Raw genomic sequence first — 26,428 nt, 5'->3', positions numbered from 1 at the left:
GGTTACTGACGATAGGGTAGCCAGTCACGCTCTTTGATTTTGAGTACGAAGTTCTGCTGAAACTCCATAACTTTGACATCTTTGTTTTCGGCCACCCAGTCAGTTGCGGGCAATTGCTCTGCGACTGAACTCAGCGAAAAGTCACTGTTGGCAAACGGCTGCTGCGCATGAATATTAAAGATTGCACTGGTGATAGCTGTTGGACCGGTTGTACGTTCAACAGCGATTTGTTCAGTAGGTGGTTCTAGCCCTTCACCAAACAGCGAGATAAGCACTGGAACGTGGGTCACTGGCGGTGTGGGAACTTCACGTAACCCGGGTAGCTGTAAATTATCTCCGGCCAAATTTGCGCCATGCTCAGGGACAATAGCCATTAACACGCGGCGCCCTGAGGCTTCAATCTTCTGTTGTAATTGGTATAGCTCATCCATTAGTTTAGCGGCACGAAACTCGTAACTTTCAAGACTATTTCCAGAAAAGTTGGGCACTCGATTACCGTCATGCAACGACAACGTGTTGTAAAAGGTAAAGCGCGCTGAGTCTCCAGCGGTATCGGCTAACCAGTTATCAAGTACCGCTTGGTCGGAACGAATCAAGCTGTTATCGAAGCCTGTCATTGCCACCGGTGCCGACACATCATAGTTACTTTGTGGCAAGCCTCCATATTGTTGCAATAGCCCCGAGAAGTTATCGTATTCGCCGGTATGGTTAAGTAGTAATTCCGAACTAAAGCCGAGCTCGGCCAGTTGTCGGCTAACCAGACATTGTGGCGCTTGGGTATAGAGTTCTTCATGTTTAGAGTGGCCGCAACTTGCACGGAGTAAACGTAAAGCAGACGGGCCCGAGTAGGAGCTTGCACTATTGTAGTTTTTAAGCACTAACTGGCTGCTGGTGAGCAGTGGGTGTTGCTGTAACCCACTTTGTGCGATGTCATCCCATGATAATGAGCAAATATTCACAATAAGTACATCAAACCCCGCAGGGGTGTCTAGCAAAGGCTGAACAACTAGACTCTTTTGCTCTTGATAGAAAGCCGCAAGCTTGGCGTCAGGAGACTCGTAGACACTGTCCGTACGCTGTTCGGTGCTATTCAAATCTACAATGCTCTGCGGTGCTATCGGAGGCAGCGTGCTTTGTTGCATCGAGACGGTACTGGCGATGACGACCATAACAATGGCCACGACTGTCATACGCAATACTTGTTGTATGTAGGCGTATGCGATCCAAGCAACGAGTAAAACAAGTAACCACTGAAGTTCTACCGTACGCGCAAACAGCTCGGTTAAGTAGGCGAAACTAAAACCGCTAATCGCGGACCATTGATCAACGATTGAACTAAACGGCGGTAAATGGCTCTCGTAATAGAGCAAGCTGAGGGCACAAGGCACAGCGATACATTGACGAAGCACCTTGAGCGCCTTGGGCCTTACTGGAATAACCAGCAACGAGATCATAGCTAAATTAAGCCATAGCGCTAAGCTTAAATCGCCATTTAAAGCTAATAACGACTTGGCGATAAAGTAAAACGCCCATGCACTGAGCCCGGGCCAAATGAACATTGGCCTATTCAGTAACTCTTTCTTTTGTCGCCAGTACAAACTGCGCTCTTCCATGTCGATACCTGCTTCCTACTTTAATGTTCGAAAATAACGAAAGTGGGCAGTCCGCTGCCGCAAAAGTTGCCAAAGGCGTGAAAGCAGTTTAAGGCTTATCAAACCGGCAATAAATCCTAATGCAAAGGTGAAAAGGACGATCTGGATCAATTGAGATTCTGCCATGTTAAGGCTCCTGCTTACTATCGATCGAACTCAACGGTGCGAAATCAGTGGGGAACATGCGCCGGTATTGCTCTTTTTCGTCGGTACTGAGTGTTTGCTTAGCGAGCTCTAGCTCCACACTGTAGTCCCTCGACGGTGGCTGTTCGGCAAGATTTTCTAACTTACGAAGCGCTAATTTCGCGGTGTTAACATGAACGTCACTGTCGAACAAGTTGGCGACAGGTGCACCGAAGAGATATTCTAACGTTGGTTGAACATCTTGCTCGCGGCAGCCAAACAAGAAAATATGTATTTCGTCACCACAGTTAGTAATCAAGTCCCCCTCACGGCGGTGTTTAAAGCGCATCAAGATATCTACCAACTTAAGTCCAGGAGCAGGCTTTGCAATGGTATAACTGAATTCAACTTGCTTCTTCTGAGTAAGCTCTACCAGTTTATAGGCGTCCCGAATGAAGTCTTCGCAGGTGCGATAGCCTTCAAGGTCACTGGGGATATAGCGCTGTTCGATTTGTGCAAAGTCGGCTGCCAGTTTATGGGGAAAACGCCAACCACTTGAACTTCGAATTAATGAGATGACTTGGCTAAACCGCAGGTTGAGTGGCAGTATTAGGGTTGCACCCGACTGTAACAGCAATTGTTCATCTGTGTGCCTCACTGATTGGTCTAATTCGCGTATGAAAATTCGAATATAGTTGCCAAAATGCTGGCGTAATTCGAAGACTGTTCGCATCAATGCGGAGACATCTTGGCCACGATAGAAAGCTAGCAAAATAATATCGTCACTATTTGGATCAACCAAGGTATGAGCTTCACTCTCATGACTTAGCGAACGCCACCCAGCGGGCGTAATCTCGCGCCCAGTGACCGCTGAACTAATAAAGTAAACGGGCGCATTTTCATGTTTCAATTCGGTAGTGCTACTATCAACTTGTTTGTTTTTATCGAGTGCCCAAGCACCGTCAGCACCTATCTCGAGGGGGAGCGAGCGGTTAATGACCTTACCGCGATAAAACCAGTAGTGCACCGTTAGCATTAGCCCGCTTGGAGTTTTATCGAGACGGGTTAAGCTTTGAAAGTGATTCTCGTTAGTGGTGATCCACTCTTGTGTGTCCTTCGTGGTATCGATCCCTGAAACTGCTAGGCAGATAACCTTACCGTGCTCTGCTGCCCAGTTCTCAAGTGCAATGAGTTGAGGGTCATACAAGAGAAATTGGTGAAAAGCAGTTTGCTCAGCAGTTAGGTGAATCACAATAAAGTTAGTGCGTTGGCTGAGACTACTCAAGGCCGCTAGGAATTGACTGCCGTGATAGCGATGTCTTTGTTTGACTTCCATCGCGTTGGCACAGGTAGTCGATGACAGTAGGCGTTCATCTACCGGAACCGAACTATCGCAAAGGTAACAGCTCGTTGTTTGCGCTGAATAGTGCGCAATGAGTTCCTTGAGTAATCTGGTATGCCCCGAATAGAACGTGTAGATATGCCCACTCAAAAGCGGCGGAAGAGGGGCCTCAAGATCCTTGATCAGGTGTTCTTGCTTTATCATATTTGTTGTGGATCCAGCGCAGATAATGTATAAGATAGTAACAAATAAACCAAAAAATGCACACGATTTAAGGTGCTTACTATGACCTTTTGTCGACGTATGTGAATTGAGAGCCTTGTATGTCCTCAACTACACCAAATAAAACTCTGCAAAAGTCCGTTACAGCAGAAAATGAGGCGCCAGACATTGCTCGACTACGTTCATTTGTAGCAGCTTATGAACCCGCTTTTAAAGAAATTATTGCTTCGGAGCGAATAAAAGCTGTGCGCCAGAAATGGCGTATTTTCAATACCCCCGGAATTAACTCTGACGGCAAGCCAAGCTCAAGAATCGATAGTGTTAACGGTGGTGACTGATGAAACTACTTGCCTTTGAAAGTCTCGTCGGTGGTGCGGGGGCGACGACGTTAACAGCAAACCTTGCGGCAGCGCTCCAACGCCATGGCGAGCAGGTGGCTGTACTCGATCTGTGTGCACAAAATAATTTAGCAGCGCATTTTGCGCAGCAACTAGCTGAGCCGCGTGGCCTCTTTGATGATCAAGGCCTTGTTGCGAGTGTCTTAGATAATTCATTCAGAGCTGCTTCTGAGGTGATCGTGGTGCCCTTTGGCGCCCCTAAACGACAGCCAACCGCAAGCCAATGTGTAGAAGCGTTCGATAAAACATTAACCGCATTGACGACCCTGCAATCAGTTTCGGTGACGTACTTATTGGTTAACTTGCCAACCGGGCACAGTTTTCAAGACTCCTGTTACTTACCCAAAGATACACCTTGTATGCTGGTGTTTGAACCCGAGCCGCGAAGCTATATAGCTCTACAACGGTGGCATTATGCGCACAAAGCCAGCCCAACAATGCGTTATCGAGGGCTCATTAATAAAGTCGCCCCGCATATGGAGTTGCAGCGCGATAGTTACGATTTAATGCGGGCTGAATTGAGTGATGGCTGGCTGCTGCCTTACTCTATTAATCGTGATCAGCATGTTCCTGAAGCGCTGGCGACCCAGCAACTGATTTACGAATACACGCTTGGTGCGCAAGCCAATGCCGATATACAAGAAGTTGCTTTTTGGCTGACTACCGAGTCGGAGCAGTTGGCATGAGTATCATGCAAAAACACTGGCGCGAACTACGACGGAGAGATTCTCTTTTTAGTGCGCTTTTAAGCTTTATTGCACTTTATGCGGAGGCTGTTTTTTTCCGAGTGAGTGCGTCCACGCAAGCAGATAGCTCGAACAGTGGCCAGCGAGGGCTTCGCTACTGGGTTCCGCAAGTTGATTGGGATAAACACTCGCTACTCGATCCGCTACGGATTATTTTACAGTTCTTCTATTTAATTTTTTTCAAAACCAAACAAGAGCGTCGCCAAGCCCAGCAGCTCAAAGCTTCAATTGGTACGCCTATTGAACTAAGTCGCCGAGGTGTCGCGGCCGCTTTGCGACATCCATTGCGGTGGGCAACGCGATGGTTTGAGTACGTGTTTCATCGGCAAACGCAAAAAAAAGCGACCCGGTGGAATTTACCTTTTCGTATTATTTTAACCATTCTTTCAAGCCTTACTGCCTTGCTTATTATTGGGCTGCCGATGGAGGCAGGGTCGCAGGCTGTCTTACTGTTGGCATTCTGGGCCGTAGCTCTTTGGGTAAGAAATATTCAGGGCCGTATTCCTATGTTATTGATGATCACCTTGTCGCTGGTGGTCAGTACACGTTATTTATTCTGGCGTGTCACCCAAACAGTGAATTGGGATGTGCCGATTGACATGGTGTTTGGGTTATTGCTTCTTAGTGCGGAATTTTATGCTTGGACCATATTAATTCTTGGCTATATTCAATCAGCTTGGCCGCTGCAGAGGAAAATAGCTGCGCTGCCTAAGAGTATTGCAAGTTGGCCTACGGTCGATATCTTCATTCCAACCTATAATGAACCGTTAAGTGTAATACGGCACACGATACTGGCTGCGCAAGTCATAGATTGGCCGCAAGACAAGATTCGAATATACGTGCTTGATGATGGTAAAAGAGACAGCGTTAGAGACTTCTGCACGGAAATTGGCGTGCACTATTTTATACGGCCAGATAACAAACATGCGAAAGCTGGTAATCTAAACCATGCGCTTGGTTTATCGTCCGGTGATTATGTCGCAATTTTTGACTGTGACCATATTCCTACTCGTGGATTCTTACAGTTAACGATGGGGTGGTTTCTGCGTGATGAAAAGCTTGCGTTAGTACAGACACCGCATCATTTTTTCTCGGCGGACCCATTTGAAAAAAACCTCGGAGTGTTTCGTAAGAACCCAAACGAGGGTGAGTTGTTTTATGGTTTAATCCAAGATGGGAATGATATGTGGAATGCCTCATTCTTCTGTGGCTCTTGTGCTGTGCTCAAGCGTGGGCCGTTGGAAGAAGTCGGTGGTATCGCTGTTGAAACCGTCACCGAGGATGCTCATACCGCATTGAAAATGCACCGCCTAGGCTACAACACCGCGTATTTGAATGTGCCTTTAGCGGCTGGGTTAGCGACTGAAAGTTTGTCGGCTCATATTGGCCAGCGCATTCGGTGGGCGCGTGGGATGGCTCAAATTTTTCGAATTGATAATCCGTTATTAGGTAAAGGGCTGAATTGGGGGCAACGACTTTGCTACGCCAACGCCATGCTGTATTTTTTAAACGGTATTCCGCGCGTCATTTTTTTGCTGGCGCCACTGGCATTCCTGCTCTTGCATAGTTACGTGGTTTTCGCGCCGGCGATTATGATTGCCATTTACGCGATTCCGCATTTAGTACATGCGAACCTGGCAAACTCTCGCTCACAAGGCAAATTTCGTCATTCCTTCTGGGCTGAAATGTATGAAACTGTGCTAGCGTGGTACATCTTGCGGCCGACAACAGTGGCATTGCTGTCACCACAGCATGGTGAATTTAATGTTACGCAAAAAGGTGGCAAAACAGAGTACTCGTTTTTCGATTGGCGTATCTCATGGCCTTATCTTACGTTAATGGGGTTAAGCTTAACGGGGCTAGGTTTTGGTATTTGGCGGCTCTTTACTGGCCCAGATAATGAATATTTGACGGTTATACTCAATTTATTTTGGGTTATCTATAATTTGATTTTGCTTGGGGGAGCTGTTGCGGTGGCCGAAGAGGCGAAGCAAGTCAGAACAGCGCACCGCGTTGCCGTTGATCGTAAAGTAACTCTGTACGATCAAAATGAGCGTATGTATCAAGCGACTATGACTGATTATTCCCATGAAGGTGCAGGTATTAAAATAGTGCAGGGGATGGAAGTACGCGAGGGTGACACCTTGACGCTGATTCTCGCTGATGGCGATCAGTATCATGCGCTTGACATCAAAGTGATGCTCAAGCGTGGCCAACACCTGGGTACTCGTATTTTATTTGAAAATTACGCACAAGAGCGAGCGTTTTTACGCTCAACTTTTGCGCGAGCTGATGCGTGGGTCGGTTGGATGCCTGATGATTCGGTAGACAAACCAATCACTAGTTTAAGAGAAGTTGTAGGTATAGGTTTTAAAGGCTATCAACGATTATTTTTCCATTTAGCGCCGCAAGTGCGACCCATCACAAGGTTGTTGGCGAAAGGATGGCGAGTCGTTTCAAGTCTTTTACCGCGCTCACCAGTAACAAGGAGTGAAGGATGAAGTTCCGCTGGGTTTTGACTGTTTTAATCATGGTGCTAGTTGCAAGCACGCAAACTGTAGCTGCGCAGGTCGACTCTGAAACGTTACCTGAGTGGCAAAAGCTTCCTAGCTGGCAAGAGAGCTATAGCCTAAATGCTGCAGCAAACTCGCAAGAGCTTCGGATTCATGGGTTGCGGCCGGAAATGACTATAGGTTTCGGTGGGCGTTACGATCGCGTTGTTGAGGCGGCCCAGCTTAATTTGGACTTTATGATTTCGCCAGCGATGGTCGATACTGTGAGCCAGATCCGCGTGAGTATGAATCAAGAAGTATTTGGCGTGATCGCCTTACAAAAAGGCATGGCAAATACCGTTCAAAAGCGCAGTTTTAATATTAACCCACGCTTATTTAGTAGTTATAACCAGCTCCGTATTGAGTTAGTGAGCGAAGTGTTTAATGGGCAATGTACCCTAGCTTCACCAGCTGCTTGGGCCGAGTTTCTAGATACCAGTGAACTTGAATTAAGCTATCGTCAATTGCGCGTGGCCAACGAACTATCTTATTTCCCGGAGCCGTGGTTCGATGCCAATGACTTTAGTGAACTAAAACTCAATTTCGTCAGTTTCGGTATGCCTTCAATGGCTGCAACCGAGGCCCACGGGGTTTTAGCTAGCTACTTTGGTAAAATGGCCGATTGGCGCTCGGTAGAGGTTGTACACCACGATGTTGAGCCAGCGCCAGGGCGCTTGTTGCAAGACTCAGAATGGCGCCAGGAATGGCCCCGTGATCATGCCATTATCACGCTTACTAATGACCAGCGGCCACGGCCATTTGATGATCTTCCAGAGGTTGCTGAGCCGACTGTAATGATGCTGGCGAATCCGGCCTACCCAGCCTATAAGCTATTGGTTATAGCTGCGCCCAACGACACTCAGTTGCGGGCGGCCACGGCCACTTTTGTGTTGAGTAGTGAGAGTATGAGTGGTGAACATGTTACGGTGCGTCCGCAAGAACTCGACCCCCGCGACGCTTATGCAGCGCCTCGTTGGGTTAGTACCGAGCGCCCAGTCATGCTACAAGAATTAGTTGATCACCCAAGCGAACTGCAGCGTTCTGCCCGCAATACAGCGCCGGTGAATATTGAGTTGCGACTGCCACCTGATTTATTTATTTGGCAGCGCCATGGTATTCCACTGGATTTGAGATTCCGCTATACACCGCCGCTGACTGAAGATGAAAGTCGCATGCTAGTAAGCATCAATGATGAATTTGTGAAGGCATTCGATTTAGGTGAGAGCGGTAGTGAAAACACTGAAGAGCGGCTGCGGATTCCGATTTTATCGGGCGCCTTAGGGCAAGAGGCTGACAACGTAACCTTGCCGTCATTTCGTCTTGGTGCGGTCAACCGTATGCAATTCCACTTTGATATGGGTACGGTAAGTGATCAATGTAGTACGCCGCCGCTACTCAATGCGCAGGGTGTGATCGATGGCAATTCAACAATCGATTTGCGCGGTTACGATAATTACGTTGCGCTGCCTGATGTTCAGCTGTTTATGAAAACGGGCTATCCGTTTACCCGCTGGGATGATTTATCGCAAACGCTGGTCGTAGTTCCGGAACAGCTAAATAGTGAATTGTACACCACTTTGCTTATGACTCTGGCAAAGCTAGGTGGTGCGACGGGTTACCCAGCCACTCAGTTAACGCTTACGTCGGTTGGCGCGCTGCCCGAAACGACCGATAAAGATGTGCTGATTTTTGGCGCTCGACCACTTGAGGCTTGGCTGCAACGTTTTGGTGACGAACAATTACAGCAGCAAGTCAATCGTAAAACGTTAGCGGGGCGCGAACAGTTACTTTACAGTCCTGATCTAGCGCTACGTAACAGTGGCCCGAGCGCAGCCGTGGTGGGTTTTCAATCGCCATTTTCGAATGAGCGTTCGGTGGTCGCGATTACGGCAACAAGTGATAGTTACTTGACGCGCTTCCGTGAGGCCTTGACAAGTGATGCGTTGTCTAACGATATGATAGGTTTCTTGGCGGTGCTGACACCCGCACGTGTCACTTCTTATGAAGCGGAACACAAGTACTATGTGGGCAACTTAAGCTGGTCTAATCGCATGATGTACCACTTGGCAAAATACCCAATATTGGTAACGGTACTAGCGTTGCTGGCATTGTTGGTGCTTGTGATTGCCTTGTATCGGCTGTTTTCCGCTGCGGTGAGCAAGCGACAGTAGGGAGCGAGCTTGAAGCTAACACAGGGTCTGCAAAGGTTACTTAAAGTGGCTGTGGTTTTGGTGCTAGCACCCGGCTGCAGCCCTGAACCTGTGCTTGATGAGCCGCCTGCTAAACCACAAGCACTGCAGTTTCAGTACCACTATCAGCGTTTAGTGGACGACTTCATCGATGGCCAAGGTCGCGTGATCGATGGTGCCGATGCACGACTTATTACAACGTCGGAGGGGCAAAGTTATGCAATGTTGTTTGCTTTGCTTGCAAATGACCCCGCGACCTTTCGACAGCTCCTGCAATGGACCGAAAACAACCTTGCCGCTGGTGATTTAACCCAACAACTTCCGGCATGGCTGTGGGGCAAGCAAGAAAGTGGCGATTGGGGCGTCATCGATACTAACTCAGCAAGTGATGCCGACATTGTGATGGCTTACGCCTTGCTGCAGGCGGGGGAGCTATGGCATGAACCCCGTTATCTTGCTTTAGGTGAGCGCATGTTGTGGCAAATAGCACGTTACGAAATTGCCAAGTGGCAGCACAGACACTATTTACTGCCTGGCTATTTTGGCTTTATTGAACCGCTAACGAATGCCGATGAAGAGGCCAGCATTAAACTTAATTTAAGCTACTATGCACTGCCAATGTTAGATTATTTTGCCAATCGAACGGGCGACGAACTCTGGCAGCAGGTTTATGACAGTGGACTCTATTTAGCAAGCTTGCATGAAGCAGGCTTTGCCAGTGACTGGGCGATTCTTAAAGAAACTGGAGAACTGGCCGAAAACCAGCAAGCAGAAGCCGACTACGATGCCATACGCGTCTATTTGTGGTGGGCTATCGCAGCGAAGCATGACCCGTTGGTGGAACGTCAGCTAGAAACTTTTAGTGGTGTAGTAACGTCGATAAATGAATTGGGAAGTATGCCGAAAAGCACCAACTGGCGCGATGGCAGCTACGCCGGTGTCGGCCCTATTGGTTTTTCCTCAGCGGTACTGCCGATGTTAGAACAGATTGCGCCCCAATTAGCAGAGTTAGAACGCCAGCGAATCGTTGCAACAGATCCGTCAAAGTACCGTCAAAACTATTACGACACCATGTTGTTACTCTATGGTGTGGGGAGTGACCAAGGCTGTTTAGTGTTTGCCGCCGATGGTGCTTTAAAACCGCAATGGGAACGTGAGGAATGTGTCTATGTTGGTGATTAAAACACTCACATTATCCCTAATGTTGTTACAAAGTAGTCAACTAGAGCAAGTTGACAGCAAACTTTATGAGCATTCAAAACAATTAGTAGAGCAGCGTTTAAAACTCTGGAGTCACCGCCAACAAGACTCACAACTAACCGAAGTTATCGCGCAGATGATGCGTGTTGCACCGGAGCATCCGCGGTTAGTTGAAATTGCGATCTATGCCGCGCTGGCCGAAGGGCGGCGCGACGATGCCGAACGACTTTGGCAGTTATTGCGAGAACGTGCACCACAGCACTTGGCTACCCGACGGGTTGCCGAGCGTATGACCTTAAGTAATGAACAGCAACAATCACTGTCGCAAGTCGAGCTTTATCTTTTTGCGGGGCGCTATGAAGAAGCGGCAAGCATACTTCGCACGCTTTATGATGAGCCGCCTTTGACCTTGACCACTGCAATCTTGTATTGGGACGTTATAGGTCGCGTGGAGAGTCGTGAACGTGCTATTGGTGGTTTGCAACAGCTACAGAGGTTGTACCCTGATGCGCCAGAATTAACGTTGAGTATTGCCAGCCACAAATTGGCTATCGATGCGCTTAAACCGTCAGACCTTGCACAGTTAACGCAGTTGAGTTTGAATCCGGTGTTTGGCGAACAGGCTTTGGGGATTTGGCTACGCGCTCTGTCTGAACTACCAGCAACGCCAGACTTCATTCGTCAAGTTAATACCTTAGCTGGCTACTTCCCGCGCCATAGTGACATTGCTCGCTATCGTAAAATCTTATATGCCCAGCGTGATGCAAACGCTCGCTCAAATTCGAGCCAAACGGCGCAAACTGAAACAACTTCTCAAGCGCCTGAGGCTGCTCCTTTACCTGATCCTTGGGCGGCGTATGACCGAGCCGTGGCCGCGCTAGAACAAAATAATGCCACCGCGGCAGAACGAATCATGCAGCAATTACTGATGCAGAATCAAAGCTCAGACGCACGTTTTGCAAAGGCCTTATTGTTGGAAAAAATTGATCGTGATGACGAGGCACTCGCGCTTGCGAGAGAGGTTTTAGCAACAGACAAAGGCGAGGGCGTGACCGCTCTATTTGAGCGCTTAGTTGCACGTCAAAGAGCCGCTGAAATTGCCGCGCAACAAGCTGCTGACGAGGCAAACCAGGTAGCAACTGATGCATCAGCATCGGACACCTCAACTGTTGCGGTGGGGACTAGTGACCGTGACGAAAGCCAAGAGACCTTTTTGTGGCTTGGTTATACTTTGTCTGAGCGTGAGAGTACGCCAGGTATTAGCTCTCTCGATAGCAACACGCTTATGTTGAGGTTAAGTTCAACGTTTGGCGATGAGCAGCAGAATCGATGGTTTTTACAACTAGATCCAACCACCGTGAGCGCCGGCGCTGCAGATCTTGATGATAGCTACTGGCGTCCGCGTTTTGGTACGGGATTACTGTGCGATGACAGCTGCCCTACGGGGATCTGGCCTGAAGCTGAAGATCAGGGCATTGCTATTGGCTTTGGCGTTGAATGGCAGAACTGGCACGCTGATATAGGTCGCAGCCCCATTGGTTTTCGACAAAGTGAGTGGGTCGGCTCAGTTGGTTATGATGGCGATCTTGGCGAGTTTGGCTGGGGTATCGAAGCGGAACGGCGTGTACTCACATCGGCACTGGTTAATTTTGCCGGGGCGGAAGATCCTTACTCAGGCCGAGAGTGGGGGCCGGTTATGGAGTCCACTTTAGGTGGTAGCTTTAATTGGGATCAAGGCACCGGCTGGGGTTGGTGGTCTAACTTTGGCGTTAGCCACTATGGCGGCAAGGAACTCAAGTCGAATCGTCGTTGGTATGCTTATACCGGTGTGTATAAAACTTTTTATGACACCGAAGCCTTTGCTTTTGATAGTGGTTTAACTGCACTTACATGGGGCTATGCAAACGATCAAAGTCAAACAACCTTTGGCCAAGGCGGCTATTACAGCCCGAAAAGTTATGCCTCGTTAAGTATTCCGCTGAGTGTCTACGGCCGCGTCGGTCGGTTGTCATACCTTGTGCGCGCGTCATTAGGTCAATCGACAACAAAGCTGAGCGCAAGTGAGTTTTTCCCAGCGCATCCTGAGCTACAGCAACAAGCGCTTGCGCTGAGTGGTGAAACAGGCATTAATCCAGTTTTTGCAGGCGGCACAGGTGGAGGCTTTGGTACCAGCCTTCGTGCCACGCTGGAATATAGGTTGAGTAATCATTGGTATATTGGCGGTAGCACCAACATTCAGCGTTCTGAATTTTATGATCCTAATCACTTCTCATTGTACTTACGTTACGATTTTGCTGGCCAGCGTCGCTCACCAAACCGACCACCTTACCCGCCACAAGAGTATGTGAGTGAGCCATGGTGGGAGTAACCCCATGGCTCTCAATGCTGTCTATTTATTAACCTAATCTTTATAAAGCAAAAGCTCTGCAAAGCGGCTTTTACTGTCGCATAGAATGACTATAGTGAAGTTGAACCAAGCAATTATGCTATTCAATAACGAGGAGAAATACCTATGAAACTTAGCAACGTAATTACTTCAACAGCTTCAGTATTGGCCTTAACTTTTGGCACGGTTGCAATGGCAACGACTTTGCAAGACCCGCAAAGCCAAGGGCTTGAACAAGCAGCAGAGCAAGCCGGCGATCATGTTAGCGATTCAGCTATTAAAGCCAATGTTAAAAGCGCGCTAATGGCGAAGGCTCGTGGTATGCAAATCAACGTCGAAGTGACCAATGGCGCGGTAACACTTAGCGGTCAAGTTGAGACCCAAGATGATGTGATTGCTCTTGAACGAGCAGCTCGCGATGTCGAAGGCGTTAAAAGTGTTCGCAACGAGCTTGCAGTGAAAGGCGAATAATCCCCAGTTTTCGTCTGAGCTATGGCCCCATGCAGGTTAACCTGCATGGGGCTTTTTTATTTTAGGGGTTAATTGTCGTATGCTGGAGCTTCTAAGATTTTAAGCTCACCACAGGAATCACGACATGGCCACAGTTCAACCACCACAACGTCAACCGTTGAAGCTCTATGAAGGCTTGATGTTGTTGGCGCTATGCGAAGAAAAAGGCACCATGAGTGCAGCCTACATTAATTATGGCGTGGCGGCTGCGATGCTGGCCGATCTATTACTTCTGAAACGTATCGAAATTGATGCTGAAAATAAGAATAAAGTCATAGTTATTGATGCATCACCCACCGAAGACCCGCTATTTGATGAAGCATTAGCCAAGCTCCAAGACGCCAAGAAACCTCGTAAACTTGATGATTGGGTGATGCGCTTAGGTTCGATTAGTAAGTTGAAAGAAAAGGTCGCACAGGCGTTGGTTGCCAGCGGTATCGTCAAGTTGGAAGAAAAGAAGGTGCTTTGGCTGTTCACGCAAAAAGTGTATCCCGAGGTAAACCCAGAGCCTGAAAGTTATTTACGTACTGAAATGCGACGACTTATTTTAGATCGGCCGCTGGAAATTGACCCACGCATTGCGGTGATGATTTCCCTAGCCAAAGGCGCACGCCTATTGAACCAAGTGTTCAGTAAAGATGAATTAAAAGCCAACAAAGAACGTGTGCAACAGGTTATTAACGGTGAGCTCTTGGGGCAGTCGACCAAGGATGTTATTGCCGCTATTGAAGTGGCGGTAATGATGACAGCAATTATGCCGGCCATTATGGCTGCAACCACAGCGTCGACCAGCACTACGCCGTCGTGTTAACCCCGCTGGCCACCCAGTTTACGACGCATCAGGCGTAGGTAGAGTCGTGGTGCTAGGCGATACAACACGCTCGCAAAATAGGTCAGGCGATCAGGGAATAGGCGCTCTTGATGACCGTTCATTGCCTTGACGATGCGCTTGGCCATCCAATCGCTACTACGCATAGCTCCCGCCGTGGTGCGTGGGTGCGAGGCAATGGCACCTTGACTGTCTAATGCGTGGTGCTCAATAGGCGTATCAAGAAAGCTGGGGTAAACCATTAGCACAGCGCCCGGGCGGTTTAGCTCGGCGCGCAGGGTTTCAAAATACTGATGTAGTGCCGACTTAGCTGCACAGTAGCCAGCTCGCTCGATAACAGGCATCCAGCCGGCCATCGAGCCAATATTGACAATTTTTCCCGCTGAAGCGGTTAGCAGAGGCAGTAACCCTTGGCTTAACTGCACTGCCGCAAAGTAGTCTACGGCCATCACCTTTTCCATGACCTGAATCGAGGTGCTCGCTGCGGGCGAGCGGTGGGTAATGCCGGCGTTATTGATCAGCAGGTCAAGTCGTGGAAGTTGCGTGAGTAACTTATCTAAAAGCTGTTCTATAGCATGACTATCGGCAAGGTCGACATGCTCGCAATAGGCGTTGGGGAACCGCTCTCTACAAGCTGCTAAGCCCTGTTCGTTGACATCAACTAAGACCAATTGATGACTGCATTGAAGCGCCTTTGCAAGCTCCAGGCCAAGGCCTGAAGCCGCGCCGGTGATGAGTGCAATGGGCGGCGCACGCATTAGTGGTTGCGCTCGCAATAATAGGCGAAAACTTCACGGGTGGTAAGTTGCGGCGTGTAACCAAAATCCTGTTTCAATTGCCTGTTATCAAGTACCGGGCGGTAGCGTAAAAAATCAAGCTGTTCGGCACTGTAATTGGTTAAGTGGAGCTTGTGCCCCATCGTGAGTAGCAGTTTTAAGAGCCAAGCGGGTAGCTGCAACAGCGGCTTATTGAGCTCGTCGGCAATTTCGGCCATTGGCATTGCGCCATCGCCAGCAAGGTTAAAAATACCTGTTTTACTGTCGCTTACCCCGCGGCGAATGATTTCGATGACATCTTGATCCCAAATAAAAACAAAGGGTGATGCTGAGCCTTTTATCGCGAGCAAACGCTTTTGCTGAAACAACTGAGTGATTTGATTGCGAGTGGTGGCGCCCAAAATCGTGCCAGGGCGCAAAATAAGTTGTTTAAGCTGCGGCGAATGTTGCCGATACTCTGCTAACAGCTCTTCGACGAGCCGTTTATGACAGCTATAGGCAAAGCTTTCATTACCGCGCAGAGGGTCCGTTTCGGTCAGCCATTCAGGGTTATCTGCGTGGTAGCCGTAGGCAGCGCCGCTGCTCGTTACGGTAAGGTGTTTTACCCCGGCGTGAAGGCAAGCACGAAGAACATTTTTAGTGCCGTTGACATCGATGTCATAGTCGCGTTGTCGATCGTTACTTGCTTGTAACACGCTCGCAAGGTGCACAACATGCGTAATGCCGTGTTGCTGCATATAATCATTGAGCTTGGCGTCGCGAATGTCCATGGCCTGATAATGATAGCTGGCAGTAGGGTTGGCTGCTGAGCGTAGATCAATGCCGAACACCTCAGCGTCGGTGGCGAGTTTGCGAATAAGAGCTTGACCAAGATAGCCTTCACTGCCAGTAATTAGCACTCTCATGACTTTGCTCCTTGGGTTTGACCAACACCGTGATTGCGGTCCCAGTAGTGCCAAAATAGCGTGAGCCCAAGGCCGGAGACTAAATGCCAAATACCCCAGGCGGCAGCTATAATTGCCATGCCACTTAAGTCCGCAAAATAAGTAAAAATAATACCTAACCCCAAGCCAGAGTTTTGTAAACCAACCTCCAAACTGATTGCTCGCCTCTCCGCCGCAGCCATGCCGACCGCTCTCGCTGCCGACCAGCCTATCGCTAAGGCGATGGCATTATGAGCGACAACCGCCAGCACAAACAGACTGGCACCGGCAATAAATTGGGCCCAGTTTATAACCAGAGCGATGGCCACAAAAGCAAACAGCGCTGCTAGTGAAACGATACGAAAGAACCCCTCGCTACGACGCGCAAAGTTAGGCAATTTGTGTGCGGTCACGAGACCTAAGGCTAACGGAATAGCGAGCACCAAGAAGACGATGGTTAACATATCCCAGGTTGATACTGCGATCTCTTGTAACAGCGCATCGGTATGGCTGTTTAAGCTGGCATAAAACATAAAATTGAGCGGCGTGAGCAGCGATGCCAATAGGCTAGCGATGCCGGTCATACTAACGGACATCGCCGTGTTGCCGTTGGCAAGAAAGGTCATAATATTTGAGAAACTGCCACCCGGACAGCAGCTGACTAACAGTAGGCCTAAGGCAATTTCGGCCGGCATGGGGATCACTGATATCGCCATAAAGGTGCCAAAGGGCAACACTAAGAACTGAGCGGCTAGGCCAATAAGCGGACCTTTAGGCTGTTGGATCACACGCTTAAAGTCGGCTGCTTTTAGGCTTAACGCAATACCGAACATCATCATTGCCAACACGCCATTGAGCGCAAAAAGTGTGGTCGAAGCCATTTAAGCTAGCCGTGTTAAGTGTTTAAGTTCTTTGGCTATGGCCTTCAGATAACTATCTTTATGCACATAGTAGGCCATACGTTCGAGCTGTAGATAGTTCATACCGCCATCAACCCGTTGTTGTGTATGTTGCTTCACTTTAGCAAAAAATGCCGAAGCTTGAGCTGGGTCCTGTTGTTGCTGACGAATCACTTGCGCGACTAATTGCGCTTGTTGGTCGCGACCTTGCCAACCTAGACCGGCTGCTTCAACCATACCCATGACAAATAAATTAGTATGTTTGGGGGTAAAGATATTTAAATACAGCTGCGGTGCATGGCCGTCCCAGTTCAGGTGTTGATCATCAATGAACGGGTAGTGCAGCTTATAACCCGTAGCCTGCAGAATAAGGTCGTAGTCTGCCTGTTGACCATCGACAAACGCCGCGCCACTGGAGGTGAGTTTCGCAATGTTGGGCCGAACGGTTATATCACCATGACCTATATGATGCAGAAAAAGAGAGTTAATCACCGGATGAGACTCATACATTCGATAATCGGGATCAGGGAGTCCATACTGACTCGGTTTTCCTGAAATTATTTTTACCAGCAAGCCGTCAAGCCATTGTTTGAGGCGCCTAGGTAGTTTCACCTTGCCGCCGAGGGTATCGGTTGGGCGTCCAGCAACGAACTTAGGTAAAAAGTAATAGCCTCTGCGTACTGCCATATCGACACTTTTTGCTCGGTGCACCGCATCCACTGCAATATCACAGCCACTATTACCACAGCCGACGATCAACACCCGCTTATCGGCAAAAATATCGGCGCTGCGATAGTCACAGCTGTGCATCATTTTGCCATCGAACTGCCCGCTGAGGCTGATTTTATTGGGGTGGTGTAACGTACCATTGGCGAGCAGTACGTTCGCAGCAATAATTTCATGTTGTTGCTGATTCGCATCACGATAGATAACGCGCCAAGCTGGCGTGGTATCCTCTCGTTCGTCTGATACCGGCTCTACTCGCTCAACCCAAGAATTAAAGCGGTAATGTTGAAGCAAATTAAAATGTCTAGCGTAAGCGGTGAAATATTTTTTTAGCTCGTCATGACGTGGATAGGTTGCCACGCTATCGTCCATCGGGAAATCGCTAAATTCGGTCATGCGCTTCGAAGAAATAAGATGTGCGGAGTCGTACATAGTGCTCGTTGCACTATTGATATCCCATAGCCCACCGACATCGCTGTGAGCTTCAAGGCCAATGACATCAATATTTTGTTCTAGCAATCTACGAACGGTACACAATCCCATCGGACCGGCACCAATGACAACACTTGGATTCATTTCCAAACTCTCACGACGGCTCATAAATGAATAATAACAATTGATCTGAATCAATCTATGGCTATAGTAGGACAATTAACTGGTTAATTTAGGACAGGTACTTTCTAAACCTATGCAAGCAAGTGTTACGCGAAGCTTTACTCGTGCAATCGTTGATCAACTGCCGGCACTCGGCGTTGAGCTTGATCCGCAATTGCAATTACAACTGAGCTTGCATGAGCCCGGCCAGCGGCTGCCTCTAGCGCAGCAAGATGCGCTATGGCAGCAGCTAGAGCGTCATGGCGATCACAGTTTGGGATTGAAAATAGGTCTGGGGATGTTACCGCAGCATTTTGATACCACGGGGTTTTTATTGCTGAGCAGCCCTTCTTTGAGTGTGGCGGTAGAAAGTTTAGTGAATTATTCGTCGCTGATAGGAGAGGGCGGTAGCTTTCAAAAATCTCACACTGCTTTAGGTTGGAAGATTACCTATACAGATCTATTTTCGGTGGCGGTTGCGCTTCGCATTGAAGCTATTTTTGCCAGCATCGCCAACGGTGCACAATGGGTCGCTGGTAAACCGATCGCCCCGTTGTTGGTTAAATTCAAACATGCAAAATCAGCGACGGACGAGCTTTATAAACAGGCGTTTAAGGGCGCAGCGCTTGAGTTTAATCAGAACGAAAACGCTATTGTCTACGCTACGTCTGAGTGGCACTTTCGGCAACGAGAAGTGAACCCAGCTGTGCAAACACAAATGCTTGAACTTGCGCAGCAGCAGCTCAACCAACTTCAGCATCGTTCGCTCTATGAGCGAGCACAAGGCATATTACTACAACAGCCATGGCTGTCACGAGTAGATGTGGCTGCGAACTTAGCGGTGAGTGAGCGTACATTAGCCCGTCACCTTAAGGCGCATGGTACGAGCTTTAATGACCTGTCCCAAGCAGTGAAACGGCAGCATGCGCTCGAGAAAATTCAGCAATTAGAGATAACCCAAGCGCAACTGGCCGAGTACCTTGGCTATAGCGATGAACAGGCTTTCGCCAAGGCATTTAAACGTTGGACCGGCATGGGCTTCTGGGACTACCGCAGTCAACAGGCGGCAGTACCAGCTACCCGCGATACATTATGAAAGCTTGTGCGCTCGAAAGCGTTTACCTTTAATTTTGTCGTTACTGATAAGCGTTAGCGCATGGCGCACAGCATTCCGCTGCACAGCGACGAAAGCGAAGTTGTTTTGTACCTTTATTTTACCGATATCTGCCATGGTAAGTTTGCCGTCACGGGTAAGTGCGCCAACAATGTCGCCGGGGCGTAACTTATTTTTCTTGCCGCCATTCAGTTGCAAGGTCACAAAGTCGGCCACTAGTGGTTTGGCGTTGGTAGTGGCTGCCGGCAGCTCTTGTAGTTGAATCGGAGCGTCTAAGGTATCTTCTAGTAGGCGCATTTTATAGTCGTCTTGTGGCCCGGCCAAGGTCACAGCTAAGCCTTCTGCGCCGGCGCGACCGGTGCGGCCAATACGATGCGTATGAGTATCTAGGTCATGTGCCATGTGAACGCTGATCACTAAATCAAGTTCGGCAATGTCTAAACCTCGTGCGGCAACATCGGTTGCCACTAAAACACGCGCGCTGCCATTGGCAAATTGCACCATGGCTTGGTCACGATCTTTTTGTTCCAAGTCACCGTGAAGCGCCAACGCACTATGACCGCTGCTCAGTAGGCGATCGGCAATGGCTTGACATGCGACTTTGGTATTACAGAACACGATGGCATTGCTGGGCTGATAGGTTAACAGTACTAAAGCGACCGCAGCGGCGTCGCTGGTGTCGCTAAATTGATAAAACACCTGCTTTATTGTGTTGGCTTGCTGCACCGCTGCAACTTTAATTGAGGTGGCATTTTTACTCACGCGTTGTGATAGTTCAGCAATACTTTTAGGGAAGGTCGCACTAAATAATAAACTTTGGCGTGATTTAGGCGTCTGTTCGACAATGGCGTTAAGCTCATCCTGAAAGCCCATGTCTAGCATTCGATCCGCTTCATCTAAAACTAATGTCTGTAATTGAGAAAACTCAATTCTTTTATGGTTTAGATGATCAAGAACCCGGCCCGGCGTGCCGACTAACACGTGTGCACCATGCTCAAGAGAGGCGATTTGCGCACGAGCGGGAACACCACCGCAAAGTGTCAATACTTTCAGATTAGCCATCGCTTTAGCTAAGGCTCGAATCGCCTCAGCGACTTGCTCAGCAAGTTCCCGTGTTGGGCATAGCACAAGCGCTTGCGGCGAGAAATGGGTAACATCAAGTTTAGCCAGTAGTGCGAGTGCAAAGGCTGCGGTTTTACCGGAACCCGTCGCCGCCTGAACGACTGTGTCTTCACCTTTAAGTAGTGTCGGTAGACTGCGCGCTTGCACCTGCGTCATTTGTTCGAAACCAGCTTCTTTCACGCTTTGTAGAAGTGCATCACTAAGCTCGAGTTGCAAAAAGGATTCGTTGTCTGACGAGGGAGTTGATTCTGGCATAAATAGAGTTCACGAGTGGGGTAAGTTTGAACCAAGAGTATACCAGAATCGTTAAAATTCGCACAGTATCTGTTACTGCTCGGGCCGCAAATCACCATGTAGAAACTTACAAACAAAAACCACTTTACCGTAACGCTCAAACGACCATTTGATACAGTCTTGTACTGCCGCCATTACCTGCTCGTAATCACCAAATACCTGCGTACTTAAAGTGTTGGTGATGACGTGTAGCTCTTGGTACTGGTTTAACTGCTCGATAAAGCCTTTAATCGGCTCTATGTAGTTATCGGCAAGAGGATATTTACTGATGTCTACGGTTAGTTTCATTTGTTTTGCCTTCTAAAAGTATTGTTGACGCGTTTGGAAACTAACATATAGGGAATCCAAATACAGGCCGCTAACAGCGAGCGAACGATTTCACCAACCATATCGCTATTCAAAACCTCGGCGCCTGGAATCAAGGTCGCAGCCATCCATAAATCGGTAACTAAAAAAATGGGTGTAAAAGCGGCTAAAAAAATATAGGTTCGTGGAAACCACCGGTGTTTACTGAAAAATAATACGGCGAGCCCAACAGCCAGTATGAGAATCAAAGCATTTCCTATCAATTCAGCCTTTATAAGGGTTTCGAAATGTGGAATATAAGACTTTGCGTTAGGGTTCGTTGTGAGGCTGTCATAGGCTCCAGAAAAATAGTCATTTAACATCGGGTAATAATCGATAAACACTCGTATTGGGCTTACGACTACGCCGAGTGCGACTAAGTAAAGCCAGCCAGCTATTCCTTTGAGCTCGTTGCCTGTTCCGTCGGTTGCGGCTTTTGTCACCGTTAAATTCCTTGTAAATAAATGTTTTAAGACGGTTATTATTGCGATCTAACCACGGGCGTCAAGAGTCTTAGGTCTTTTTAAATCTAGAGTCACGCAAGCTATCTTTAATCAGCCGCAGCTTATGCTGAAAGTCGGGGCCGCGTTGTAAGGTGTAACCAGTGATAAGAATGTCAATGAGTACCAGTTGCGCAAGGCGCGATGCCATGGGCATGTAAATATCGGTGTTTTCGGGTACCTGAGTTGATAGAACGAGGGTACAAATGTCAGCTAAGGGGCTAGGTGATGCCGTAATACCAATGACGGTGGCTTGGGTTTTGCGAGCAATCGTGGCGATTTCACATAACGCCTTAGTGCGGCCAGTATGACTGATAAATATAATAACGTCGCCAGCACCAGCATTAATCGCTGCCATGCGCTGCATTAAAATGTCATCGGAGAACATCACCGGGGTATCAAAACGCAAAAATTTATTTTGTGCATCGTGTGCGACGGACGCTGAGGCACCGAGTCCAAAAAAAGAGATCTTTGTTGCGCTACCAACGGCATCGATCACTGATTCCAGCGCGGCTAAATCAAGATGCTTCTGTGCTGTATTGAGGGCTGCCATCGACGATTCAAAAATTTTGTGGCTTAAAGCGAGCGTCGTATCACCTTCTTCAACATGACGACTCACAAAAGGCGTTCCTTCAACTAAACTTTGGGCAAGCTGTAATTTAAAGTCGGGGTAACCCTTGGCGCCAAGAGTACGACAAAAACGGTTAACGGTAGGCTCACTTACCTCGGCGAGCGCGGCCAGCCGCGCAATACTTTTATGAATCACTGCTTGCGGGTCGGCAAGCACCACCTGTGCGACCTTACGCTCGGATTTACTCAGTGAAGCCATTTTGTTTTGTAATTTTTCAATTAAATTCATGGTCGGCATTCCAGTTGCTTTCGTAATTTAATTACATTAATTGGATTTATTAGACTTTCGTTGTTAGCATCTTAGCTGATTTGTTGTAAAATTACATAATCAAGAGGCGAATAATGACCACTCCTGCAGCATGTTGTGATTTGATTCTGTTTGGTTCGCTGGGAGACTTAGCCCGACGAAAACTTCTTCCCGCTCTCTATCAACTCGAGAAATCGAATCTCTTAGATGAAAACACGCGTATTATTGGTGTCGCTCGTCAAAGCCTCTCGTCCACTGAATTTTGTCAGCAAGTAGAGCAAAGCTTAAACACCTTCGTAACGAAAGAAGCACTTGATGAGCAGGTCTGGCAACGATTTAGCGCTAAACTTCAGTACTGCGCACTAGACTTAACTGATGAAGATGCCTATGACGGCTTAGCGCAATTGCTCGATGCCGGCACGCGTCCACCGATATGTTATTTCGCCACGCCCCCCACGTTGTTCCCTGTTATTTGTGATGGTTTAGCACGGGTTGGCTTGAATAAAGAGCCGACACGGGTGGTTCTAGAAAAGCCTTTAGGTGAAGACCTCGCGTCATCCTGCCACATTAATCAACATGTCGCGCGTTACTTTAACGAGTCCCAGGTTTACCGTATTGACCATTACTTAGGTAAAGAAACGGTTTTAAACCTTCTAGCGCTGCGCTTTGCGAACTCTATCTTTTCTGATCATTGGAGCCATAACACCATTGATCACATTCAAATTACTGCGGCGGAGCAAGTCGGTGTTGAAGGTCGTTGGGGCTACTATGACCAAGCTGGGCAATTGCGCGATATGGTACAAAACCATTTGTTGCAAGTGTTGTCGTTGATTGCGATGGAGCCACCTACGCGTCTTGATGCTGATAGCATTCGTGATGAAAAACTTAAGGTCTTGAAGTCGTTGCGTCCTATCAGCCAAAGAAATGTGCGCGAAGATACGGTACGAGGGCAGTACACTGCAGGCTTTGTCGGTGACAACAGAGTACCTGGCTACTTACAAGAAGACGGTGCCCATGCCAACAGTACCACGGAAACATTTGTTGGCTTAAAAGTGCATATCGATAATTGGCGTTGGTCTGGGGTGCCATTTTACTTGCGAACTGGCAAACGTATGCCGCAAAAGCGTACGGAAGTTGTGATCACCTTCAAGTCGCAACCGCACAATATTTTCCACGAGACCTTAGCGCAACTGCCACCGAATCGTTTAATTATTCGTTTGCAACCGGATGAAGGGGTCGAAATACAAATGATGAATAAGATCCCGGGGTTGGGAAAACGAATGCAATTAAAACCAACCACACTGGATTTAAGCTTTTATGAGACCTTCGAAAATAAGCGTATCGCTGATGCTTATGAACGATTGTTATTAGAGGCCATCGAGGGGAATCAGTACTTGTTTGTGCACCGCGATGAAGTAGAACATGCTTGGCGCTGGATCGATGGTATTCGTGCGGCATGGGAGGAACTCGCGGAGCCACCGAAATCTTACGCTGCAGGAACCTGGGGCCCAGTTGCTTCGGTGACCTTGATGGCGCAAGACGGACGCGAATGGGACGATGAATCATGACGCTGACAACGCAAAATTTCACCTCTGACGGTGACTTGCTCGACTATTTTGATCGCAAGTTACGATTGCAGCTAGAAGCTGCTATTGCTCAACGTGGGCGTGCGTACTTAGTGGTTTCGGGAGGGCGCACGCCAATAGCGCTATTTAAACGACTCGCCAAACAACAACTTGCTTGGCCACAGGTAACGGTGGTGCTCGCCGACGAACGCTGGGTGACGCCCAGTGAAGCAACAAGTAATGAAAAGTTGGTGCGCGATTATCTGTTGCAAGATCAAGCCGCAGCGGCAACGTTTGTCAGTTTACTGACTGCAGATGCCGACGTCTATCAAGCGGAGCAGCTGGTGAGTCGGCGCTTGGCAGAACTACCCACTTTTGATGCGGTAATTTTAGGGATGGGTGAAGATGGCCATACAGCGTCATTATTTCCAGGTTCTGTCGAACTACAGAAGGGGCTAACAACGCAGCAAGCAGCGGTGGCAGTGACGGCAACCACGGAACCGCGTCAGCGCATGTCGATGAGCAAGGCGCGTTTACTTGATAGTCGACAAATCTATTTTCATTTGAGTGGCGCTGCAAAGGCCAAGGTATTACAACAAGCACTGGCGGCTAACGACCCTACCGCGATGCCGGTCAGAGCCTTTCTGCACCAGCAGCAGGTACCTATTGAGGTACTGTTAGCAGCACCGTAATCAGACGAGGAGTGTGTCATGCATAAAGTTATCGAAGCCGTGACCCAACGAATTGAGTCACGTAGTGCGAAGTCACGCCAACATTATCTTGATAAAGTGGCGCATGCCCGCCAACAGGGGCCTCATCGAGGAGCTCTTTCGTGTGGGAATCTTGCGCACGGTTTCGCGGCGTGTGGGGCAGACGATAAAGGCGGTCTCCGGAGTCTTACAAAAGCAAATATTGCGATTGTCACGGCCTATAACGATATGCTTTCTGCGCATCAGCCGTATCACGACTATCCGCAAAAGCTAAAACAGGCGATTCGGGACGTTGGCAGCGTGGCTCAGGTGGCCGGTGGTGTGCCGGCGATGTGTGATGGCGTCACGCAAGGGCAGCCAGGTATGGAACTGAGTCTAATTAGCCGTGATGTGATTGCAATGTCGAGTGCGGTAAGTCTGTCGCATAATATGTTTGATGGCGGCTTGATGCTTGGTATTTGCGATAAAATAGTGCCTGGGCTACTAATGGCAGCACTCAGCTTTGGCCATCTACCTTTTGTTTTTGTGCCGGCCGGGCCGATGCCGTCGGGCATCACCAACAAAGAAAAGGCCCGAGTGCGCGAGCTATTTGCTGAAGGTAAAGTGACGAAAGATGAGTTACTTGAGGCGGAAGCTGCATCTTATCATAGCCCTGGCACCTGTACCTTTTATGGTACGGCAAACTCCAATCAACTGGTGATTGAGCTGATGGGCTTGCAGTTACCTGGTGCTTCATTCGTTAACCCTACATCGCCCCTACGTGATGAATTAACGCGTGTCGCTGCCCAGCAAGTGACTCGGATCACCGATTTAGGTACCGATTACACCCCAATCAGTTCTATTGTGACCGCTAAAAGTCTGGTGAATGGTATTGTCGGATTGTTAGCTTCTGGCGGGTCAACGAACCACACCATGCACCTTGTCGCGATTGCGCGTGCTGCCGGCTATATCATCGATTGGGATGATTTTGCCGAGCTCTCTGCGGTAACGCCATTAATCACACGTATCTATCCCAACGGCGAGGCGGACATTAACCACTTTCAGCGTGCCGGTGGTATGGCGTATTTTATCCGTACATTGCTTGCGGCAGGATTGTTGCATGAAGACGTTGAAACGGTTGCGGGGCGAGGCTTAACACGCTACACCCAACGACCAGAGTTGCTCGATGGCCAGCTGACCTGGCGCGATGGGCCGACAGAGTCGCTTGACCCTGAGGTATTGCGAAGTAGTTCTGCGCCGTTTAGTTCACATGGCGGCTTAGCTCTTCTACAGGGCAATTTAGGCCGCGCAGTGATGAAAACGTCGGCGCTGCCAGCTGAAAATACAAGTGTCACTGCGCCGGCAGTTGTTATGTCGAGCCAGCATGAATTGGATGCGGCATTTAAAGCGGGCGACCTAGATCGAGACTGTGTCGTGGTGGTCCGTTTCCAAGGCCCTAAAGCTATTGGTATGCCAGAGCTACATAAGCTAACACCGCCATTAGGTGTGTTACAGCATCGCGGTTATCGTGTCGCCTTAGTAACAGATGGCCGTATGTCGGGTGCCTCTGGCAAGGTTCCAGCGGCGATTCACTTGACTCCTGAAGCGGTGGATGGCGGCTTAATTGGTAAAATCCAAGATGGTGATCTGGTTCGAGTGGATGCTGAAAGTGGCACCGTTGAGCTCTTAGTGGAAGCAGAGCAGCTCGAGCAACGCCCACAAGCAACACTGAATCTAAGTGACAGCCATCAAGGTATGGGGCGCGAGTTGTTCGGTAATTTTAGAGCACAGTTTAGTGGTGCCGAGCAGGGCGCGTGCACCCTTTTTAGCGATACATAATTAGCGAATAAAATGA

Annotated in this window: 23 protein-coding genes; 12 read left to right on the top strand and 11 right to left on the bottom strand. The window is 48.7% G+C overall.

Going from position 1 to position 26,428, the window contains the following annotated elements; translation table 11 throughout:
• Positions 1 to 2 precede the first annotated feature (2 nt).
• The 3 genes from bcsG to PSI9734_RS03610 are packed head-to-tail and all read right to left on the bottom strand — an operon-like array spanning position 3 to position 3,321.
• Positions 3 to 1,613, bottom strand: a complete 1,611-nt coding sequence (gene bcsG, locus PSI9734_RS03615; RefSeq protein ID WP_173919731.1) for a cellulose biosynthesis protein BcsG — start codon at positions 1,611 to 1,613, stop codon at positions 3 to 5.
• Between the two features lie 15 nt (positions 1,614 to 1,628).
• Positions 1,629 to 1,778 (bottom strand): cellulose biosynthesis protein BcsF, encoded by a 150-nt coding sequence (gene bcsF / locus PSI9734_RS12125; protein WP_425500044.1) that lies wholly within the window; start codon positions 1,776 to 1,778, stop codon positions 1,629 to 1,631.
• Between the two features lies 1 nt (position 1,779).
• Positions 1,780 to 3,321, bottom strand: coding sequence for a BcsE family c-di-GMP-binding protein (locus tag PSI9734_RS03610; RefSeq protein ID WP_173919730.1), 1,542 nt, complete (start codon positions 3,319 to 3,321; stop codon positions 1,780 to 1,782).
• A 119-nt stretch (positions 3,322 to 3,440) separates the two neighbouring features.
• Between PSI9734_RS03610 and PSI9734_RS03605 the strand changes: the two genes are divergently transcribed.
• From PSI9734_RS03605 to PSI9734_RS03570, 8 genes are all read left to right on the top strand, one after another.
• Positions 3,441 to 3,677, top strand: coding sequence for a hypothetical protein (locus tag PSI9734_RS03605; protein ID WP_173919729.1), 237 nt, complete (start codon positions 3,441 to 3,443; stop codon positions 3,675 to 3,677).
• A complete protein-coding gene (locus PSI9734_RS03600; protein ID WP_173919728.1) occupies positions 3,677 to 4,423 on the top strand; it encodes a cellulose synthase operon protein YhjQ/BcsQ in 747 nt (248 codons plus the stop codon). Before PSI9734_RS03605 ends, PSI9734_RS03600 begins: the two co-directional genes overlap by 1 nt.
• The gene (gene bcsA / locus PSI9734_RS03595; protein ID WP_173919727.1) at positions 4,420 to 6,984 is read left to right on the top strand and encodes a UDP-forming cellulose synthase catalytic subunit; all 2,565 of its coding nucleotides are present in this window, start codon (positions 4,420 to 4,422) and stop codon (positions 6,982 to 6,984) included. Before PSI9734_RS03600 ends, bcsA begins: the two co-directional genes overlap by 4 nt.
• Positions 6,981 to 9,206: a cellulose biosynthesis cyclic di-GMP-binding regulatory protein BcsB gene (locus PSI9734_RS03590; protein ID WP_173919726.1), complete on the top strand. Its 2,226-nt coding sequence runs from the start codon at positions 6,981 to 6,983 to the stop codon at positions 9,204 to 9,206. The genes bcsA and PSI9734_RS03590 overlap by 4 nt, the downstream gene beginning before the upstream one ends.
• Before the next feature lie 9 nt (positions 9,207 to 9,215).
• A complete protein-coding gene (gene bcsZ, locus PSI9734_RS03585) occupies positions 9,216 to 10,406 on the top strand; it encodes a cellulose synthase complex periplasmic endoglucanase BcsZ (RefSeq protein ID WP_173919725.1) in 1,191 nt (396 codons plus the stop codon).
• Positions 10,393 to 12,792, top strand: a complete 2,400-nt coding sequence (locus PSI9734_RS03580; RefSeq protein WP_173919724.1) for a cellulose synthase subunit BcsC-related outer membrane protein — start codon at positions 10,393 to 10,395, stop codon at positions 12,790 to 12,792. The genes bcsZ and PSI9734_RS03580 overlap by 14 nt, the downstream gene beginning before the upstream one ends.
• Positions 12,793 to 12,936: 144 nt before the next feature.
• Positions 12,937 to 13,281, top strand: coding sequence for a BON domain-containing protein (locus PSI9734_RS03575; protein WP_173919723.1), 345 nt, complete (start codon positions 12,937 to 12,939; stop codon positions 13,279 to 13,281).
• Positions 13,282 to 13,405: 124 nt separating this feature from the next.
• Positions 13,406 to 14,131 carry a GOLPH3/VPS74 family protein gene (locus PSI9734_RS03570; protein ID WP_173919722.1) on the top strand — a complete coding sequence of 242 codons (726 nt, stop codon included), beginning with the start codon at positions 13,406 to 13,408 and terminating at the stop codon, positions 14,129 to 14,131.
• On the opposite strand, the gene PSI9734_RS03565 is transcribed toward PSI9734_RS03570, so the two are convergent.
• The 4 genes from PSI9734_RS03565 to PSI9734_RS03550 are packed head-to-tail and all read right to left on the bottom strand — an operon-like array spanning position 14,128 to position 18,049.
• The gene (locus tag PSI9734_RS03565) at positions 14,128 to 14,907 is read right to left on the bottom strand and encodes an SDR family NAD(P)-dependent oxidoreductase (RefSeq protein WP_173919721.1); all 780 of its coding nucleotides are present in this window, start codon (positions 14,905 to 14,907) and stop codon (positions 14,128 to 14,130) included. The genes PSI9734_RS03570 and PSI9734_RS03565 overlap by 4 nt on opposite strands.
• Positions 14,907 to 15,830, bottom strand: coding sequence for an SDR family oxidoreductase (locus tag PSI9734_RS03560; RefSeq protein WP_173919720.1), 924 nt, complete (start codon positions 15,828 to 15,830; stop codon positions 14,907 to 14,909). The genes PSI9734_RS03565 and PSI9734_RS03560 overlap by 1 nt, the downstream gene beginning before the upstream one ends.
• On the bottom strand, positions 15,827 to 16,729 hold the full coding sequence (locus PSI9734_RS03555; protein ID WP_173919719.1) for a bile acid:sodium symporter family protein: 903 nt from the start codon (positions 16,727 to 16,729) through the stop codon (positions 15,827 to 15,829). The genes PSI9734_RS03560 and PSI9734_RS03555 overlap by 4 nt, the downstream gene beginning before the upstream one ends.
• Entirely contained in the window at positions 16,730 to 18,049 is a 1,320-nt protein-coding gene (locus PSI9734_RS03550; RefSeq protein WP_173919718.1) for a flavin-containing monooxygenase, read from the bottom strand. It lies immediately after the preceding gene.
• 112 nt (positions 18,050 to 18,161) lie between these two features.
• On the opposite strand from PSI9734_RS03550, the gene PSI9734_RS03545 reads away from it, so the two are divergent.
• Positions 18,162 to 19,163 carry an AraC family transcriptional regulator gene (locus PSI9734_RS03545; protein WP_173919717.1) on the top strand — a complete coding sequence of 334 codons (1,002 nt, stop codon included), beginning with the start codon at positions 18,162 to 18,164 and terminating at the stop codon, positions 19,161 to 19,163.
• Here PSI9734_RS03545 and dbpA read toward each other — a convergent pair.
• From dbpA to hexR, 4 genes are all read right to left on the bottom strand, one after another.
• Positions 19,158 to 20,558, bottom strand: a complete 1,401-nt coding sequence (gene dbpA / locus PSI9734_RS03540) for an ATP-dependent RNA helicase DbpA (RefSeq protein ID WP_173919716.1) — start codon at positions 20,556 to 20,558, stop codon at positions 19,158 to 19,160. The two genes, PSI9734_RS03545 and dbpA, sit on opposite strands and share 6 nt — an antisense overlap.
• A 72-nt stretch (positions 20,559 to 20,630) precedes the next feature.
• A complete protein-coding gene (locus tag PSI9734_RS03535) occupies positions 20,631 to 20,885 on the bottom strand; it encodes a hypothetical protein (RefSeq protein ID WP_173919715.1) in 255 nt (84 codons plus the stop codon).
• Positions 20,882 to 21,385: a DUF2569 domain-containing protein gene (locus PSI9734_RS03530; RefSeq protein ID WP_173919714.1), complete on the bottom strand. Its 504-nt coding sequence runs from the start codon at positions 21,383 to 21,385 to the stop codon at positions 20,882 to 20,884. Before PSI9734_RS03530 ends, PSI9734_RS03535 begins: the two co-directional genes overlap by 4 nt.
• Positions 21,386 to 21,455: 70 nt before the next feature.
• Complete coding sequence (gene hexR / locus PSI9734_RS03525; protein WP_173919713.1) at positions 21,456 to 22,301, bottom strand: transcriptional regulator HexR; 846 nt, start codon at positions 22,299 to 22,301, stop codon at positions 21,456 to 21,458.
• Between the two features lie 113 nt (positions 22,302 to 22,414).
• Here hexR and zwf point away from each other — a divergent pair, with 113 nt between their 5' ends.
• From zwf to edd, 3 genes are read left to right on the top strand one after another with little or no spacing between them, the layout of a single operon-like run.
• Complete coding sequence (zwf, locus tag PSI9734_RS03520; protein ID WP_173919712.1) at positions 22,415 to 23,887, top strand: glucose-6-phosphate dehydrogenase; 1,473 nt, start codon at positions 22,415 to 22,417, stop codon at positions 23,885 to 23,887.
• A complete protein-coding gene (gene pgl, locus PSI9734_RS03515; RefSeq protein WP_173919711.1) occupies positions 23,884 to 24,576 on the top strand; it encodes a 6-phosphogluconolactonase in 693 nt (230 codons plus the stop codon). Before zwf ends, pgl begins: the two co-directional genes overlap by 4 nt.
• An 18-nt stretch (positions 24,577 to 24,594) precedes the next feature.
• Positions 24,595 to 26,412 (top strand): phosphogluconate dehydratase, encoded by a 1,818-nt coding sequence (edd, locus tag PSI9734_RS03510; protein WP_173919710.1) that lies wholly within the window; start codon positions 24,595 to 24,597, stop codon positions 26,410 to 26,412.
• The last annotated feature ends 16 nt before the right edge of the window (positions 26,413 to 26,428 follow it).

Origin of the sequence: Pseudidiomarina piscicola, from assembly GCF_902806985.1 — a bacterium.
Taxonomy (GTDB): Bacteria; Pseudomonadota; Gammaproteobacteria; order Enterobacterales; family Alteromonadaceae; genus Pseudidiomarina; species Pseudidiomarina piscicola.
Note: the sequence above shows the minus strand (reverse complement) of the source record. Positions and strands in the feature narration are given on the sequence as shown.

Bases quoted from the DNA above. Each gene is read 5' to 3' on its own strand.
- bcsG (WP_173919731.1), bottom strand. From the start codon at position 1,613: ATGGAAGAGCGCAGTTTGTACTGGCGACAAAAGAAAGAGTTACTGAAT.
- bcsF (WP_425500044.1), bottom strand. From the start codon at position 1,778: ATGGCAGAATCTCAATTGATCCAGATCGTCCTTTTCACCTTTGCATTA.
- PSI9734_RS03610 (WP_173919730.1), bottom strand. From the start codon at position 3,321: ATGATAAAGCAAGAACACCTGATCAAGGATCTTGAGGCCCCTCTTCCG.
- PSI9734_RS03605 (WP_173919729.1), top strand. From the start codon at position 3,441: ATGTCCTCAACTACACCAAATAAAACTCTGCAAAAGTCCGTTACAGCA.
- PSI9734_RS03600 (WP_173919728.1), top strand. From the start codon at position 3,677: ATGAAACTACTTGCCTTTGAAAGTCTCGTCGGTGGTGCGGGGGCGACG.
- bcsA (WP_173919727.1), top strand. From the start codon at position 4,420: ATGAGTATCATGCAAAAACACTGGCGCGAACTACGACGGAGAGATTCT.
- PSI9734_RS03590 (WP_173919726.1), top strand. From the start codon at position 6,981: ATGAAGTTCCGCTGGGTTTTGACTGTTTTAATCATGGTGCTAGTTGCA.
- PSI9734_RS03580 (WP_173919724.1), top strand. From the start codon at position 10,393: ATGTTGGTGATTAAAACACTCACATTATCCCTAATGTTGTTACAAAGT.
- PSI9734_RS03575 (WP_173919723.1), top strand. From the start codon at position 12,937: ATGAAACTTAGCAACGTAATTACTTCAACAGCTTCAGTATTGGCCTTA.
- PSI9734_RS03570 (WP_173919722.1), top strand. From the start codon at position 13,406: ATGGCCACAGTTCAACCACCACAACGTCAACCGTTGAAGCTCTATGAA.
- PSI9734_RS03565 (WP_173919721.1), bottom strand. From the start codon at position 14,907: ATGCGTGCGCCGCCCATTGCACTCATCACCGGCGCGGCTTCAGGCCTT.
- PSI9734_RS03560 (WP_173919720.1), bottom strand. From the start codon at position 15,830: ATGAGAGTGCTAATTACTGGCAGTGAAGGCTATCTTGGTCAAGCTCTT.
- PSI9734_RS03555 (WP_173919719.1), bottom strand. From the start codon at position 16,729: ATGGCTTCGACCACACTTTTTGCGCTCAATGGCGTGTTGGCAATGATG.
- PSI9734_RS03550 (WP_173919718.1), bottom strand. From the start codon at position 18,049: ATGAATCCAAGTGTTGTCATTGGTGCCGGTCCGATGGGATTGTGTACC.
- PSI9734_RS03545 (WP_173919717.1), top strand. From the start codon at position 18,162: ATGCAAGCAAGTGTTACGCGAAGCTTTACTCGTGCAATCGTTGATCAA.
- dbpA (WP_173919716.1), bottom strand. From the start codon at position 20,558: ATGCCAGAATCAACTCCCTCGTCAGACAACGAATCCTTTTTGCAACTC.
- PSI9734_RS03535 (WP_173919715.1), bottom strand. From the start codon at position 20,885: ATGAAACTAACCGTAGACATCAGTAAATATCCTCTTGCCGATAACTAC.
- hexR (WP_173919713.1), bottom strand. From the start codon at position 22,301: ATGAATTTAATTGAAAAATTACAAAACAAAATGGCTTCACTGAGTAAA.
- zwf (WP_173919712.1), top strand. From the start codon at position 22,415: ATGACCACTCCTGCAGCATGTTGTGATTTGATTCTGTTTGGTTCGCTG.
- pgl (WP_173919711.1), top strand. From the start codon at position 23,884: ATGACGCTGACAACGCAAAATTTCACCTCTGACGGTGACTTGCTCGAC.
- edd (WP_173919710.1), top strand. From the start codon at position 24,595: ATGCATAAAGTTATCGAAGCCGTGACCCAACGAATTGAGTCACGTAGT.